14 protein-coding genes are annotated in these 14,129 nt (G+C 65.8%); 8 read left to right on the top strand and 6 right to left on the bottom strand.

Translation table 11 applies throughout. The annotated features are described in order from the left end of the window. Positions 1 to 20: 20 nt before the first annotated feature. Positions 21 to 1,265 (bottom strand): DUF418 domain-containing protein, encoded by a 1,245-nt coding sequence (locus tag RQH86_RS07705; RefSeq protein ID WP_311238329.1) that lies wholly within the window; start codon positions 1,263 to 1,265, stop codon positions 21 to 23. 232 nt (positions 1,266 to 1,497) lie between these two features. Further along, on the bottom strand, positions 1,498 to 1,977 hold the full coding sequence (locus RQH86_RS07700; protein ID WP_311238328.1) for a peptidylprolyl isomerase: 480 nt from the start codon (positions 1,975 to 1,977) through the stop codon (positions 1,498 to 1,500). Here RQH86_RS07700 and RQH86_RS07695 point away from each other — a divergent pair. Together RQH86_RS07695 and RQH86_RS07690 are read left to right on the top strand one after the other, a co-directional pair. Next, the gene (locus tag RQH86_RS07695; RefSeq protein WP_193552890.1) at positions 1,976 to 2,626 is read left to right on the top strand and encodes a C40 family peptidase; all 651 of its coding nucleotides are present in this window, start codon (positions 1,976 to 1,978) and stop codon (positions 2,624 to 2,626) included. The two genes, RQH86_RS07700 and RQH86_RS07695, sit on opposite strands and share 2 nt — an antisense overlap. Positions 2,627 to 2,822: 196 nt before the next feature. Continuing rightward, a complete protein-coding gene (locus RQH86_RS07690) occupies positions 2,823 to 3,485 on the top strand; it encodes a C40 family peptidase (protein ID WP_311238410.1) in 663 nt (220 codons plus the stop codon). Positions 3,486 to 3,686: 201 nt separating this feature from the next. On the opposite strand, the gene RQH86_RS07685 is transcribed toward RQH86_RS07690, so the two are convergent. Then, positions 3,687 to 4,178 carry an acyl-CoA thioesterase gene (locus tag RQH86_RS07685; protein ID WP_055849978.1) on the bottom strand — a complete coding sequence of 164 codons (492 nt, stop codon included), beginning with the start codon at positions 4,176 to 4,178 and terminating at the stop codon, positions 3,687 to 3,689. 340 nt (positions 4,179 to 4,518) lie between these two features. Between RQH86_RS07685 and RQH86_RS07680 the strand changes: the two genes are divergently transcribed. Next, positions 4,519 to 5,250 carry a hypothetical protein gene (locus RQH86_RS07680; protein WP_311238327.1) on the top strand — a complete coding sequence of 244 codons (732 nt, stop codon included), beginning with the start codon at positions 4,519 to 4,521 and terminating at the stop codon, positions 5,248 to 5,250. A gap of 10 nt (positions 5,251 to 5,260) precedes the next feature. On the opposite strand, the gene RQH86_RS07675 is transcribed toward RQH86_RS07680, so the two are convergent. Further along, complete coding sequence (locus tag RQH86_RS07675) at positions 5,261 to 6,100, bottom strand: class I SAM-dependent methyltransferase (protein ID WP_311238326.1); 840 nt, start codon at positions 6,098 to 6,100, stop codon at positions 5,261 to 5,263. A gap of 9 nt (positions 6,101 to 6,109) precedes the next feature. Beyond that, entirely contained in the window at positions 6,110 to 7,450 is a 1,341-nt protein-coding gene (locus tag RQH86_RS07670; protein ID WP_115513372.1) for a dicarboxylate/amino acid:cation symporter, read from the bottom strand. A gap of 115 nt (positions 7,451 to 7,565) precedes the next feature. Between RQH86_RS07670 and RQH86_RS07665 the strand changes: the two genes are divergently transcribed. From RQH86_RS07665 to RQH86_RS07645, 5 genes are all read left to right on the top strand, one after another. After that, positions 7,566 to 9,299 carry an alkaline phosphatase gene (locus RQH86_RS07665; protein WP_311238325.1) on the top strand — a complete coding sequence of 578 codons (1,734 nt, stop codon included), beginning with the start codon at positions 7,566 to 7,568 and terminating at the stop codon, positions 9,297 to 9,299. 326 nt (positions 9,300 to 9,625) lie between these two features. Then, complete coding sequence (tilS, locus tag RQH86_RS07660; RefSeq protein WP_311238409.1) at positions 9,626 to 10,930, top strand: tRNA lysidine(34) synthetase TilS; 1,305 nt, start codon at positions 9,626 to 9,628, stop codon at positions 10,928 to 10,930. A 31-nt stretch (positions 10,931 to 10,961) separates the two neighbouring features. Next, positions 10,962 to 11,225 (top strand): exodeoxyribonuclease VII small subunit, encoded by a 264-nt coding sequence (locus tag RQH86_RS07655; RefSeq protein ID WP_005995187.1) that lies wholly within the window; start codon positions 10,962 to 10,964, stop codon positions 11,223 to 11,225. 1 nt (position 11,226) lies between these two features. Continuing rightward, the gene (locus RQH86_RS07650) at positions 11,227 to 12,102 is read left to right on the top strand and encodes a farnesyl diphosphate synthase (RefSeq protein WP_311238324.1); all 876 of its coding nucleotides are present in this window, start codon (positions 11,227 to 11,229) and stop codon (positions 12,100 to 12,102) included. 471 nt (positions 12,103 to 12,573) lie between these two features. Further along, positions 12,574 to 13,671 carry a M35 family metallo-endopeptidase gene (locus tag RQH86_RS07645; protein WP_311238323.1) on the top strand — a complete coding sequence of 366 codons (1,098 nt, stop codon included), beginning with the start codon at positions 12,574 to 12,576 and terminating at the stop codon, positions 13,669 to 13,671. Positions 13,672 to 13,738: 67 nt separating this feature from the next. Here RQH86_RS07645 and RQH86_RS07640 read toward each other — a convergent pair whose 3' ends face one another. Further along, positions 13,739 to 14,128 carry a DUF4870 domain-containing protein gene (locus RQH86_RS07640; RefSeq protein ID WP_055849960.1) on the bottom strand — a complete coding sequence of 130 codons (390 nt, stop codon included), beginning with the start codon at positions 14,126 to 14,128 and terminating at the stop codon, positions 13,739 to 13,741. Between the last annotated feature and the right edge of the window lies 1 nt (position 14,129).

Raw genomic sequence — 14,129 nt, 5'->3', positions numbered from 1 at the left:
TACGCGCATCAGCGTGTGCGCTATTGCGCCCGCGTGTCGCCGCGCCACATCGGCGGCACCCGCAGATAGGTCACGCTACGCCACAGCCATTCAATCGGCCCGAAGCGAAACCAGCGCAGCCACAGCTGGCTCATCACCACTTGCAAGGCGAACAGCCCTACCGCGAATGGCAGTTGCCACACCCGCGGCAGCTGCTCGAAATATCCCAGCCCGTAGCCGTAAAACATCCAGGTACACAGCAACGACTGCAGCAGGTAGTTGCTCAACGCCATGCGACCGGCCGGCGCAAGCCAGGCCAGACGCGCAGCAAAGCGCACCACCCATGCGGCGTAGCCCAGGCTCATCAGCGGACCGGCCACCAACGCCAGCGCGAACGCGCCGGACAGCCGCATGCTCAACCGCGCCGGGTCCATCCAGGGTTCCATGGCATAGCTCAGCAACATCACGCCCAACCCAAGCGGCAAGGCGCCGTAACGCAGCACACGGAACAGCCGCGGGAAGCGTTCGGGCGCGGCAATCGCGCCGCTGCGCACAAACCAGCTGCCCAGCAAAAACATGCCGAGCATGGCCGGGCCATTGATGCTCAGACCGCTCATCGCTTCGCGCAGGTCATGCCAGCGCTGCGTGGTGGCCTGCAGATAGGTGCCGTGCCCAAGTGCGGCGCGCTGCGCCTGCACGTTGGCCACAGCCTGCTGCGCAACATCGGCCATGGCCGTTTTCCACTCCACTGCCGAAGCCGGGTCGGCCTGCATCAGCGCACCGGCAGCGCCGTACAACAGCACCAGGGCCGGCGCGCACAGGTAGACCAACGCGGCAAGCCACGGCAGCGTCACCGTCGGCGCATTGCGGGCGCCCAGCAGCAACACTGCCAGCATTGCGTACGTCACCAGAATGTCGCCGGACCACAGCAGCAGCGCGTGCGCCAGACCGATGACCAGCAAGCCGGCCGTGCGGCGCAGATACATGCCAAAAAACCCGCGTCCGGTGCGTTCGGCGCGTTGGGCCATGACCGCAAATCCCATGCCGAACAGCATCGAAAACAGCGTGTAGAACTTGCCCTGCACAAAGATGTAGACCAGCGCATCGGCAACGCGATCGGCGCCGTGCCAATGCGGCTCCACGCCGCTGAGCGCCAGATCCAGCGGGCCGACGAAGGCCTCGATGTTCATCAGCAAGATGCCGAGCAACGCAAAGCCGCGCAGGACGTCCAGCACGACGATGCGCTCGCTCGCGGCAGTGGGAAACAGCAGATCGCGGTGTGTCATCGCAGCTCAGGCAACCGGATGCGGAGTGGGGCGCCGCAGAAAGCAGACGGCCCGCCGAAGGGGCGGGCCGTCAGGAAGACAGACATCACTGGCTGCGGCCAACACCAGGTTGCGCATCATCGCCAACCCGCTGTGGGTGGCATGCCGCCCTCAGCGTGCACGCGCGGTGGCGCTTGTTGCCACGGCTAGGCGTACCCGGCCAGTGGCCACGCAGCGGTGTTGATCGTCGCGCTTAGTGGTGATGACCGCCGTCGCCGTGCACGTGCCCGTGGTCGCGCTCTTCCTGCGAGGCTTCGCGCACTTCGATGATTTCCACATTGAAATGCAGGTCCTTGCCGGCCATCGGGTGATTGAGGTCGACGTCGACCACGCTCATGCCGACCTTCTGCACGGTGACCGCGCGCGGGCCGAAGTTGGTCTGCAGCACCACCTGGGTGCCCGGAATCAGCTTGGTCGCGCCGAAGTGCTTCTTGGGCACGCGCTGACTCAGGCCTTCGCGGTATTCGCCGTAGGCCTCGGTGGCCTTGACGTCCACGCCGAAGCTCTCGCCGGCTTCCTTGTCCATCATGGCCGCTTCCAGGCCCGGAATGATGTTGCCGTGGCCGATCATGATCGCCAACGGGTCACGCTCCTTGGAGCTCTCGATCGGCTCCTGGCCAATCTCCGAAACGGTGTAGTGGAAGCGGACGACGCTGTCTTTTTCGATCTTCATGCCTGGCTCTGAATGGGCTGCCCGGTGGCAGACGGTGGAAGACGGCTTGTCGGCCGCCGGGTGCGCCGCCATCATGGCGACCTTTCGAACCGCCCATTATCCCGGCTCCATGCATATCACGCCAGTTTTCGCCGCCCGCGCACATCGCGCCGCGGCCTGTTTGTTGCTGGGCCTGCTCCTGCTGGGCGGTTGCGCGCAGGCACCGGTCAAACGTCCGGCCGCTTCGCCGCCGTCGTCACGCGTGTGGCCGCAGGTGCCGCCGGCAGATCCGGCTGCCGCCAACAACATCCTGATGCGCGCCCTGGGCCTGGTCGGCACGCCGTACCGGTTCGGCGGCAACACGCCGGAAACCGGTTTCGACTGCAGCGGCCTGGTCACCTATGTCTACAAGGATGTGCTGGCGCTGTCGTTGCCGCGCACCTCGCGCGATCTGGCCGCAATTCAGGGCCCGCGGATCGCGCCCGAGAAGCTGGCGACCGGAGATCTGGTGTTCTTTGGCGCCGGCGGGAGCGTGAGCCACGTCGGTATTTATGTCGGTGAAGGCCGCTTTGTGCATGCCCCGACCACCGGCGGTACGGTCCGCTTGGATTTCCTCGATGGCGCGTACTGGCGTGACCATTATTCAGGTTCAAAGCGGGTTTTACACTAAAATGTGACGGGCATCACAATCAACCAAACGGAAATTTAACTTTTTTTGAACGTAACGATTCGTTCACCAAGGCATCATCCCGCATCGACAGCAGAATTGTGATTCCCGCGTGACGAACGACGAACAGATCAAAACTGGCGCCGCACCGCTTCCGCTCCGGAAACCGCTCCGCCTGCTATGCGCTACCGCTCTCTGGATTGCCGCACTGCCCGCTCTGGCGCAGACCGCCAATACCCCCCCATCCGCTGCACAGACGACCACGCCAGACAGCGCCGTCGCCGCCGAGAAAGCCGCAACCCGCAGCCGTGCTGACGCCGCTGCCACCGCTACGCTGGCCGCCCTGCTTCCGCATCTGGCCGCTAATGATGCCATTCCGCTGATGGACCGCTCGGCGATGTTCGCCGGAGACCTCAGCCGCCTGCTCGCCAATTACGATGTCTCGCAGAGCGCGGCCAATGCTGCGCAGAACGCCGTTGCCGACAGCCGTGTGCAGGTGATCCTGCAGCGTGCCATGGCCCTGCTGGGCACCCCGTACGTGTGGGGTGGCGAGTCCACCGAGGGCTTCGATTGCAGCGGCTTGGTCGGCTACGTCTTCAAGACCGCACTGGGCATCGACCTGCCGCGCGTCTCGCGCGACATCGCCCGCGACGAATCGGCCGAACTGATCAAGGACCCGAACGCACTGAAGGCCGGCGATCTGGTGTTCTTCGGCAAGCGTGGCCGCATCGATCATGTCGGCCTGGTGGTCGGCGACGGTAAGTTCCTGCACGCGCCCAGCCGCGGCAAGGACGTGCGCGTGGATTCGCTGGCCAGTGGCTACTGGAGCGAGAAGTTCATCCAGGCGCGCCGGGTGCTGTAAGCCTGAGTGCTTCGAACGATTAAAAGAAAGCCGCGGCGAACCCGCGGCTTTTTTTGTGTGCGTCGTCATCGAAACGGTCATGTGACTGCCCTGTGGCAGCCGCTACCGCCAGCGTTCCCGCAACGGGGCCCGATAAGCGCTCGCATGACAGCGCACCCTGTCCGCGGCACTGCGCGAATGGGTCCGGACAGCCGCCTGCGCTTAGCCCGACGTATCGGCCCTGTAGTGCGCCATGGTGTCCTCGATGCCCTTGCTTAGCTCCATCACCTTGAGGGCGTACTCGGCCAGGCGCTGATCTTCGGGCGTGTCCGGCCGCCAGGAGGGGACTTCCACCGGCGTGACGCCGTCCGGATCCATCGCCACGAACACGATGATGCAATGGGTGCATAAGCGCGAGTCGCCGCCCATCGGGCTGCGCGCACGCACATCGATGGCGAAATGCATGCTGCTGCGCCCGGTGTAGACCAGCTTGGCCGACACCGCGACCAGATCGCCGATCCGTACCGGCGCCACAAAGCGGATGCCGCCCACCGCCACCGTCACGCAGTAATGCCCGCTCCAGCCACTGGCCGCAGCAAAACCGACCTGGTCGATCCACTTCATCACCACGCCGCCATGCACCTTGCCGCCGAAGTTGACGTCGCTGGGCTCGGCCAGAAAACGAAATGTCAGATCACGCTGTTGGCCAATCACTGCACGCTCTCACCAGGGGATGGGCTGAAAGTGTGCCATGCGCACGCGTTGAAGGGATTGGCCCCGCGCACGCGGATGCGCTGACGGAAAGCGCGGCTCTGCGCCTGCCTTGCAGATCTCTCACACCCGCCGCACGTGATGACAAGACTCACACACACCGTAGGCGCGTCCCCCAGGACTTGGCGCGTGCTCGCTTCTGCGCTCCGGACCAGCCAGATCCTCATCGACCACTGGTCCCTGGACAAATCGCACATCTGCAGCAAAGAGCGTGCAAGCCTGATCGAAAGTCACTTACTCTCGGCATCCGGGCAAGGCTGCCCGCAGCAGGAGGCAGCGCGTCATGTCGGACCGAAGACGATTCACCATCGAGCATGCAAGGCAGCATCTGGAACGCGACGGTTGGCCGCGCTTGCAGATGAGCGCCATCGTGTTGACCACGGCAACAGGTGGGCTGCTGGCCTCGTTCCTGCTGCGCAATGCCGGCGTCGATGCGATGGTGGTGCGCTACCCGATGGCGACGCTGGTCGCCTATGGGCTGTTTCTGTTGCTGATGTGGGCATGGTTGCGCTGGCGCAACGACCTAGACGATGAACTGGCGGGCGACTGCGTCGACCTCGCCAGCAGCGAGACGCAGGACGCCTCGGGATGGGCCGGCCACGGCGGCAACTCCAGCGGCGCGGGTAGGTCCGGCACATGGAGCGCCCCATCCCGATCCAACTCGAATGTTTCGGGGGACGGCGCACTGCCGGACTTCGTCGATGGCGAAGCCGGACTGCCGATCTTGGCGATAGTGGCTGTGCTGGCCGCCGCCGCAGTCGCAATCGTTGCTGCCGCCTGGGTGGTGTGGTCGGCGCCGGTGTTGATGGCCGAGCTTCTGGTGGACGCGGCGCTGGCAGGCGGGCTGTATCGCCGCATGCGCGGCGTGCAGGCGCAAGGCTGGTGGTGGTTATGCGTTCGCCACACGCTGTGGCCGCTGATCGGCGTGCTGACGTTTTTTATCGTGGTCGGCGCGGTCGCGCAGCACAAGGCGCCGCAAGCGACGACGTTGATGGAGGCCCTACAAGGGCGATGACGCCACCGAGCTACCGCCCCTGGTTGTCCTGCTTGCGAAGACACAACCACGGAAAATGCGGTTGCCGCAGTTTGAGCAGGCGGCGCACACGCGCACGCAAATGGCGCGGATCGAACAGCCATTGCACTGCGAACGCGTCGAAGGCGGCATAGGTGTGCTGGTGGTATTGCTCGGCCAATGCAGGAACGCCAAGGCCGGTGAAATAACGCAGACTGCGTACAGCGCTTTGGTCGGCACGCTGCCGATCTGGATACAGGGGGCTGTCGAGGATGTGCAACTCGCCGCCGTCGCGCAGTTGCGCAAGCAGGTGACGCACCAAGGCCGCAGGATCGGCAAAATACTGGATGCATGCCGGCACCACGATGACATCGAAGACATCGTGTGGCAGCGCCAGGGTCTGGATGTCGGCAGCGACAAAACTCAGCCGTTGGTCGTGGCCGAACACGCGCGCGGCCTGCGTGAGCTCGGTGCGATTGACGTCGATACCGCACACGTCGCGCTGCAGGGATTGCGCCAACAGCTGGGATAACCAGCCATTGCCACACCCCAGTTCGAGAATGGCGCTCTCACCTGCACCCTCGCCTGCGCGTGCTTGCAGATGCTGCGCCAGCAACCTGCTGGACAGCGCGCGCACCTGCCATTCCAGGCTGGTACCAAGCTTGCCGCTGGGGCGCGGCAGGCTGCGGACCTGCGCATCGGTATATAGCCGGCCCTCCTTGCGCCGCACCTCCAGATAGCGATCCTCGAACGGATCCTCGGCAAGCGTGCGTTGAACGAACACGCCGTCCACGCTGTCCAGCGCGGGAAGCTGCGCCAGGCGCTCACGCAACACGGGAAATGCAACCGTCATGCGTGCCGCTCAGCGCAGCGGCTTGGCGCTGTCGGCGGGCGGATCTTCCAGCCCCACGTTGGTGGATGCCGACTCATAGACCGTCTTGTCCAACAAACCGGTTTCCTTGGCTACCAGCACCGGCACCAGCATCTGCCCGGTAACGTTGGTCATCGTGCGCATCATGTCGAGGATGCGGTCGATGGCATACAGATACCCGATCACTTCCAGCGGCAGGTTGGCCGCGCTGAGCACCACGGTGGCCATGATGACTGCGGTGCCCGGCACACCGGCAGTGCCGAAGCTGCCCAGCACCGAGGCGATCAGCACCACGAAGTATTGATTGGCCGTCAACGGCACGCCGGTGTATTGGGCGATAAACACCGCACATAGCGCTGGATAGATCGCGCCGCAGCCGTCCATCTTGATGCTGGCGCCCAGCGGCACCGCAAACGCGGCGTAGTCCTTGCTGACGCCCAGATTGTGGGTGATCGAACGCATCGCCACCGGCATCGCGGCAAAGCTCGACGAACTGACGAAGGCCACCTGCATGCCAGGCGCCGCGCCACGGAAGAACTTCCACGGGTTGAGCCCGTGCACCAGCAACAGGCTGCTGTAGACCACCAGGATATGGATGGCGCAGGCCACGTACAGCGCGAGCACGAAACTGCCGAACGGCAGCAACTTTGCGAAGCCATAGCTGCCGACCAGCCCGGCAATCAGGCCGAAGGTGCCGAGCGGAGTCATCTCCAGCACGAAGCGCGTCACCTGGATCATGATGTCGCTCAGTTGCCCGGTGAGCTTGCGCGCCTCGGCCACACGTTCGCCAAGCTTGACCATCGCAAAGCCGAGCAATGCGGCAAAGAAGATCACCGGCAGGATCGACCCGCGCCCGGCCGCCAGCACGGTTTCGCCGGCCGCGTTGGTCTTGGTGCCGATGCCGGTCAGTGCGTAGAACGGGTTGGACGGCACCACGTCCAGCAACACCTGGATCGGGCTGGGCACATCGCGCGGCTTCCACGCCGAGTCCACACTCAGGCTGAAATGCCCGGCGCCCGGCTGCATGAGCGTACCCACCGCAAGGCCGACGCCGACCGCCAGCGCGGCGGTGATCACGAACCACAGGAAGGTGCGCCCGCCGAGCGCAGCCACCGACTTTTGCCCGTGCAACGACGAGATTGCATTGATCACCGCGAAGAACACCAGCGGGATCGCAATCATCTTGATCAGGGTGACGTACAGATCGCCGAGCGGGCCAAACCACACCTCGGCCGCAGGGCCCATCGCCGCACCGGCAATCGCGCCAAGAACGAAGCCGGCCACCACGCGCTGCCAGAACGGAATGCGCAACCAGGCCGCAACCAGTCTCATGTCGTCGAATCATCCGGGGGGAGAGTGCATGCACCTTAGCGCAGGCCTGGCTTGCCCGCGAGGCCACGACTGGAACAGCAGCGTGTCATCTGTGCGACGGACACAGGCCGGCATAATGGGCACTGATTCAGCCACGAGTTCGAACCCGATGCGTTACCGCCTGCCTGCCCTCGCCGCCCTGACCACCCTGTGCGTGGCCGCCTGCGCCTCCACTGCCGGAACCACCGCGTCCGCACCCGCCGCCATCCGCGTGGACGTGCCGCCGGTGACGCACCCGGCCGGCGAGACCCCGCAGTGGTGGTACCGCTCCGGCGCCGCACGTGCGGCCGGCAACGGCGCCATGGGCGGCAAGGCACGCAACGTGATCCTGTTCCTGGGCGACGGCATGAGCCTGACCACGGTGGCAGCCGCACGCATCCTGGATGGCCAGCGCAAGGGCGGGCCGGGCGAAGAGAACCTGCTGTCGTGGGAGCAGTTCCCGGCGACCGCCTTCAGCAAGACCTACAACACCGATTCGCAGACGCCGGATTCGGCCGGCACCATGACCGCGATCACCACCGGCGTGAAGTCGCACATGGGCGCGATCGGCGTCAGCAGCGGCAACCGCAGCGACTGCGCCGACAGTTTGAACAAGGGGCTGCTGAGCTGGTTGCAGTTGGCCGACAGCGCCGGCATGGCCACCGGTGTGGTCACCACCACCCGCCTCACCCATGCCACCCCGGCAGCGACCTACGCGCATTCGCCGGACCGCAACTGGGAAAACGATACCGACCTGCCCGAGGCGGCGCGCGCGGCCGGCTGTCAGGACATCGCCCAGCAGTTGTTGTCCACCGCCCGCTACGGGCGCGGCCCGCAGGTGGTGCTGGGCGGCGGCCGCAGCCAGTTCCAGACCGTGCAGGAGCGCGACCCGGAGTACGACGACAAGGTCGGCCTGCGTCTGGACGGCCGCGACCTGGTCGCCGAATGGAAGCAGGCGCATCCGCAAGGTGCGTACGTGTGGAACGAGCAGCAGCTGCAGGCCGCTGCCGGCGCCCCCGCGCTGCTGGGCCTGTTCGAGCCGGACCACATGCAGTTCGACCACGACCGCAATCGCGGCCCGCAGGGCGAGCCCAGCCTGACCGAGATGACCCGCACCGCGATCCAGTCGCTGTCGCGCGACCCGAATGGTTTCGTGCTGATGGTCGAAGGCGGCCGCATCGACCACGCCAACCACGCCGGCAATGCCTACCGCGCGCTCGACGAAACCGTCTCGCTATCCGACGCGGTGCGCGCCGCCGTGCAGACCGCACCGGCCGACACCCTGATCATCGTCACCGCCGACCATTCGCACACGCTCAACTTCGTCGGCTACCCGGTGCGCGGCAACCCGATCCTGGGCAAGGTGCGCGGCACCGGCGGCGAAGAAGGCGACCGCAGCCAGTTGGCCACCGACCTGGCCGGCCAGCCCTACACCACCCTCAGCTACGCCAACGGCCCCGGCCACACCGGCGCGACCAACGCCCAGCCGGCCGGCCCGAAGAAGTACCCGCACGAGCCCAGCAGCAGCGAGCCGGCCCACGGCCGCCCCGACCTCACACATGTCGATACCGAAGCGCCCAGCTACATGCAGGAATCGCTGGTACCGACCAAGTCCGAAAGCCATGGCGGCGAAGACGTCGGCATCTGGGCCACCGGCCCGGGCAGCGCGGCATTCCGCGGCACGCTGGAAGAGAACGTGATCTACCACGTCATCGTGCAGGCCACCCCGCGTCTGCGCGAGCGCCTATGCAAGGCCGGCACCTGCGACAACGCCGGCGTGCCGGTGCAGTTGCCCACGCCGACCACGTTCGAGGCGGCGGCGAAGCGTTGATGTGCAGATGGCGGCGCAGCGGCGGCTGGTGGGTAGGCGATCAGCGCCACCGTGCCGGACACGTCTGCCGCATGGGCGGACCGTGTCTCGCATGACGTACGGCGATGTGATCGTTTCGCTGCATTGGCACGTGGTTGCCAATGCGCCACGTGCTGCGAAGATCATGAGCATGAGCATGACGTGGACGTGGACGTGGACGTGGATGTGGATGTGGATGTGGATGGAGCGTCGATGTTCCCAAGCCGCGCAGTGCGGTCCACGGATCGCAACTGTTCGCGCACATCGGTGGTTTGCCCATCCAGCAGTGTTCCGCATCGATTGAGTACCTGGTGACCGACACACCGCCACTGCTGCCCGCCATCCCACCCGGCCCGGTGCTGATCGCCTACAGCGGCGGCATGGATTCGAGTGTGTTGCTGCACGCGCTGGCTGCCACGCCGGCGTACCGCGATCGCGGCCTGCGTGCGCTGCACGTACATCACGGTCTGCATGCCGATGCCGATGCCTGGGCCGCACATTGCCAGCGTACCTGCGAGGCGCTACAGGTGCCGCTGCACATCGTGCAGGTGCAGGTCGCGCGCGATAGCGGCCTGGGGCTGGAAGCAGCCGCACGCCAAGCGCGCCACGCCGCCTTTGCCGACCTGCTCGCGCCCGGCGAATGGCTGGCGCTGGCCCACCATCGCGACGATCAGGCCGAAACGTTTCTGCTGCGCGCACTGCGTGCATCGGGCCCGGATGGCTTGGCGGCCATGCGTGCGCAGCGCCCGTTTGCCGCCGGCACGTTATGGCGCCCATTTCTGGCACGTCCGCGCGCCGAGCTGCACGCCTATGCACGCCTGCACGCCTTGCACTGGATCGACGATCCCAGCAACGCCGATGCCCGCTACGACCGCAACTTCCTGCGCACGCAGGTGCTGCCGTTGCTGCAGCAACGCTGGCCGCAGGCCGCCGCTGCGCTGGCACGCAGCGCGCAGCTGAGCGCCGACGCCAGCGATCTGCTGCAGCATGACGATCAGGCCATGCTGCGTGGCCTGATGACCGCGAGCGGCGCACTGGACCTGCAGCTGCTGCGTGCACAGCCGGTCACACGCCGGCAGCGCTTGCTGCGTGCGTGGGTCACCGCGGCCGGTGCACCGCCGCTGCCCGCGCAGGGTGTGGTTGCGCTGGAACGGGAAATCGACATCCACGCACCGGATCGCCAAGCCTGCTTTGCCTGGCAGCAGGTGGAAGTGCGGCGCTGGCGGCATTGCCTGTACCTGCTTCGTCCAACACCGGCATGGCCGGCGCGGTGGTCCGCGCAGTGGGATGGCGCGCAGCCCTTGCTGTTGCCCGATGGCGCACAGCTGCACTTGCATGGCCGTTCAGGGCTGCGCTTCGCGCACCCGCTGCTGGTGCGTGCCCGACACGGTGGGGAGCGCATCGCGCTACCGCAACGCACGCATTCGCATCGGCTCAAGCATGTGCTGCAAACGGTCGATCTGCCGCCGTGGCACCGCGATCGCCTGCCGATTCTGTGGGCCGACGACCAGGTGCTCGCCGCCGGCGATCGCATCGTCTCCGCTGCATTGACGGACTGGCTGCAGGCCAATGGCGCACGTCTGCAGTGGCGCGTCGACGCCGACGCGAATTGACCCGCCTGCGCGCGCGCCGCACACTTTAGCGATGGCCAAGAAGTCCTTGAACGAAACATCCCCGGTTGCCCGCTTCGAACAGTCGCTGGAAGAACTCGAGCAACTGGTGCAGAAAATGGAAGTCGGCGACCTGAGCCTGGAACAATCGCTCAGCGCCTACGAACGCGGCATCGGCCTGTACCGCGATTGCCAGCAGGCGCTGGAACAGGCCGAACTGCGCGTCCGTCTGCTGACCGACCCGGCCCGTCCCGAGCTTGCCGAAGCCTTCGAGCCGCCGTCGCTGGACGGCGGCTGAGGTGAGTCCCGCGCTGTTCGAACACTGGATCGCTCGCACCGAACGCAGCCTCGACGCAGGCTTGCCAAGCGCCACGCTGGCACCGCAGCGTCTGCACGCAGCGATGCGGCACGCGGTGTTGGGCGGCGGCAAACGCATGCGGCCGCTGCTGGTGTATGCCACTGGTGCGCTGTTTGGCGCCGGTGAAGACACGCTGGACACCCCCGCCGTGGCGGTCGAGCTGATCCACGCCTACTCGCTGGTGCACGACGATCTGCCGGCGATGGACGACGACGCGCTGCGACGCGGCCAGCCCACCGTGCACATCGCCTTCGACGAGGCCACCGCCATCCTGGCCGGCGATGCACTGCAGACCCGCGCCTTCGAACTGCTGGCCACCGCGCCAGTCAGCGCCGAGCTGCGCGTGGGCTGGTTGCAGAGCCTGGCCACTGCGGCTGGTGCGGCGGGCATGTGCGGCGGCCAGGCGCTGGATATCGATGCCACCGGTCAGTCGCAACCGCTGGATGCGCTGCAACGCATGCATGCGCTCAAAACCGGCGCACTGATTCGCGCCGCAGTGCGCATGGGCGCGTTGACCGGCAGCGCCGCGCCGGCCGACCAGCAACGCGTGGACGACTTTGCCGATGCGCTGGGCCTGGCCTTCCAGGTGCGCGACGACATCCTGGATGTGGAATCGAGCTCGGCGCAGCTGGGCAAGACCGCTGGCAAGGACGCTGCGCAATCCAAATCCACCTACCCGGCCTTGCTCGGCATGGACGGCGCCAAAGCCAAGCTGGCCGAGCTGGCGACCCGCATGCACGACGTGCTGCAGCCCTATGGCCCACCGGGTGAAACCCTGGCGACCCTGGGCCGGTTTGCGGTGGACCGCTCCCACTAAGCAAGGCTAGCCACGCTTGGCGAGCCGCTGCCAGGGTGCGATCGGCGCGCGGGCAGCGGAGAACGCACAACGCCGTGCCAGATCACGGCACGGCAAGACGGCAACGCATTCAGAGCGGATGCCGCACGCACCACCCGCCCTCAACTTCGCCTCGCACGACAGGTTTGCGCATTCCGTGCGCCACCGCACGGTCGGTTGCCTGGGTCCATTCAGGCAACAGGGGAGCCTGATCACAGAACGACACATTGGTCAGTAGCGTTTGTGTCAGTCGGCGACACACAACTGGCGTCATTTTATGACCAACCACACACTTTATTGCTGAATTATCTACACCAGTGATGTATTGGGATGAATAACCAATGCGCGACATCCAGAAATATCGCTAATTGAACAACTTGTCGCGCCCGCTCGCTCTACCTAGGTTTGGGCTGCCCGCGCTTGCGGGCATCCCCCGACCAAGGAGAGTCACTGGTGAAGAATGTTTTTCTCGCATCGTTTGCAGCAGGTACGCTCGCCGTCGTCGGCGTGCTCGGTTCGGCGCAGGCGCAGTCTGTACGCGGCCCGGTTCCGTTGACCATCGAACTGGCGCCAGTGGCCGACCAGGCCGGGCGACATCAAGGCAAGATCGCAGTGACGGTCACCAATAACGGTAGCCAGGTTGCCCGCGTACCGACCTATCAGCTTCCGCTCAAGTCGCTGGACAACGGCATCCTGGACGTGAGCCGCGATGGCAAGCCGGTGGATTACACCGGGCGCCTGGTCAAGCGCGGCCTACCCAAGGCAGCCGACTTCACCATTCTGCAGCCGGGCCAGAGCGTCAAGGGCGAGGTAGATCTGGCCGGTGCCTATGACCTGTCCACCAGCGGCAACTACACCATCCAGGTGCGCTCGTCGCTGCAATACGCGTCGTTGTCCGACGGCAGCCTGATGAAGGCCGCCAACGGTTTGCCTGCAGTCGCCACCAGCACCCCGCTCACCGTCTGGCTGGACGGCGCCAACCGCGGCGTGCAGCGGCAGCTGACCATCGGCCCGACCGCCGTGGTCAACGGCATCAACTATCTCAACTGCAGCACCACGCGCACCAACCAAGCCGCCAGTGGCGTCACTGCCGCGCGTAATTACTCGCAGAACGCGCGCACCTACCTCAACGGCGGCAGCACCGGTGCGCGCTACACCACCTGGTTTGGCGCCTACAACGCCTCGCGCTACAGCCGGGTCAGCTCGAACTTCGTCAACATCGACAACGCACTGGACCAGAACAACGGCCAGCTCACCATCAACTGCAGCTGCGAAGCGGATCTGGCCGACGCCTTCGCCTACGTCTATCCGAATCAGCCCTACGAGATCCATGTCTGCAACGCGTTCTGGAGCGCGTCGACAACCGGCACCGACTCCAAGGCCGGCACGCTGGTGCACGAAACCAGCCACTTCACCGTGGTGGCGGGCACCGACGATGTGGTCTACGGCCAGAGCGGCGCACGCAGCCTGGCCCGCAGCAACCCGGCGCAGGCCATCACCAACGCCGACAGCCACGAGTACTTTGCCGAGAACACCCCGGCGCAGAACTGATCGCATCATCGTCTGAAACGACAAAGGCCCGGCAGCGATGCCGGGCCTTTGCGTTACGCGGGCCGGATTACTTGATCAGGCGCAGCGTGAACGGATAGCGGTAATGCTCGCCGTTATTGGCCTTGACCGCGGCCAGGATGCAGAACACCAGGTTGGCGACCCACACCAGCGTCGGCACGAAGAACAGGATGCCGAACGACACCACGGTCAGGATCACGGCCAGCACATAGGCAATGATCACGGTGATCTGGAAGTTCAGCGCTTCCTTGGACTGATCGGTGGCAAACGGCTTGGACGGACTGGCGTCCTTGCTGATCAGCCAGATCACCAACGCGCCGATGAAGGACGTCAGGATGCCCAGCAGATGTGCGGCGAGCGCGAGGGTGCGCTCCTCCGACGGCGTGCTGGTGCCGACCGGCGGCGGTGGCGGCGCGGCGTGTGTCTCGAATTCGCTCATA

Origin of the sequence: Xanthomonas sp. WCS2018Noco2-27 (assembly GCF_031843525.1) — a bacterium.
Taxonomy (GTDB): Bacteria; Pseudomonadota; Gammaproteobacteria; order Xanthomonadales; family Xanthomonadaceae; genus Xanthomonas.
The sequence above is the reverse complement of the archived record's forward strand: the minus strand, read 5'-3'. Positions and strand labels throughout refer to the sequence as shown.

Excerpts from the sequence above, each read along its gene's own strand:
- RQH86_RS07705 (WP_311238329.1), bottom strand. The coding sequence starts at position 1,265 with ATGACACACCGCGATCTGCTGTTTCCCACTGCCGCGAGCGAGCGCATC.
- RQH86_RS07695 (WP_193552890.1), top strand. The coding sequence starts at position 1,976 with ATGCCTGGCTCTGAATGGGCTGCCCGGTGGCAGACGGTGGAAGACGGC.
- RQH86_RS07700 (WP_311238328.1), bottom strand. The coding sequence starts at position 1,977 with ATGAAGATCGAAAAAGACAGCGTCGTCCGCTTCCACTACACCGTTTCG.
- RQH86_RS07680 (WP_311238327.1), top strand. The coding sequence starts at position 4,519 with ATGTCGGACCGAAGACGATTCACCATCGAGCATGCAAGGCAGCATCTG.
- RQH86_RS07675 (WP_311238326.1), bottom strand. The coding sequence starts at position 6,100 with ATGACGGTTGCATTTCCCGTGTTGCGTGAGCGCCTGGCGCAGCTTCCC.
- RQH86_RS07670 (WP_115513372.1), bottom strand. The coding sequence starts at position 7,450 with ATGAGACTGGTTGCGGCCTGGTTGCGCATTCCGTTCTGGCAGCGCGTG.
- RQH86_RS07665 (WP_311238325.1), top strand. The coding sequence starts at position 7,566 with ATGGGCACTGATTCAGCCACGAGTTCGAACCCGATGCGTTACCGCCTG.
- RQH86_RS07655 (WP_005995187.1), top strand. The coding sequence starts at position 10,962 with ATGGCCAAGAAGTCCTTGAACGAAACATCCCCGGTTGCCCGCTTCGAA.
- RQH86_RS07640 (WP_055849960.1), bottom strand. The coding sequence starts at position 14,128 with ATGAGCGAATTCGAGACACACGCCGCGCCGCCACCGCCGCCGGTCGGC.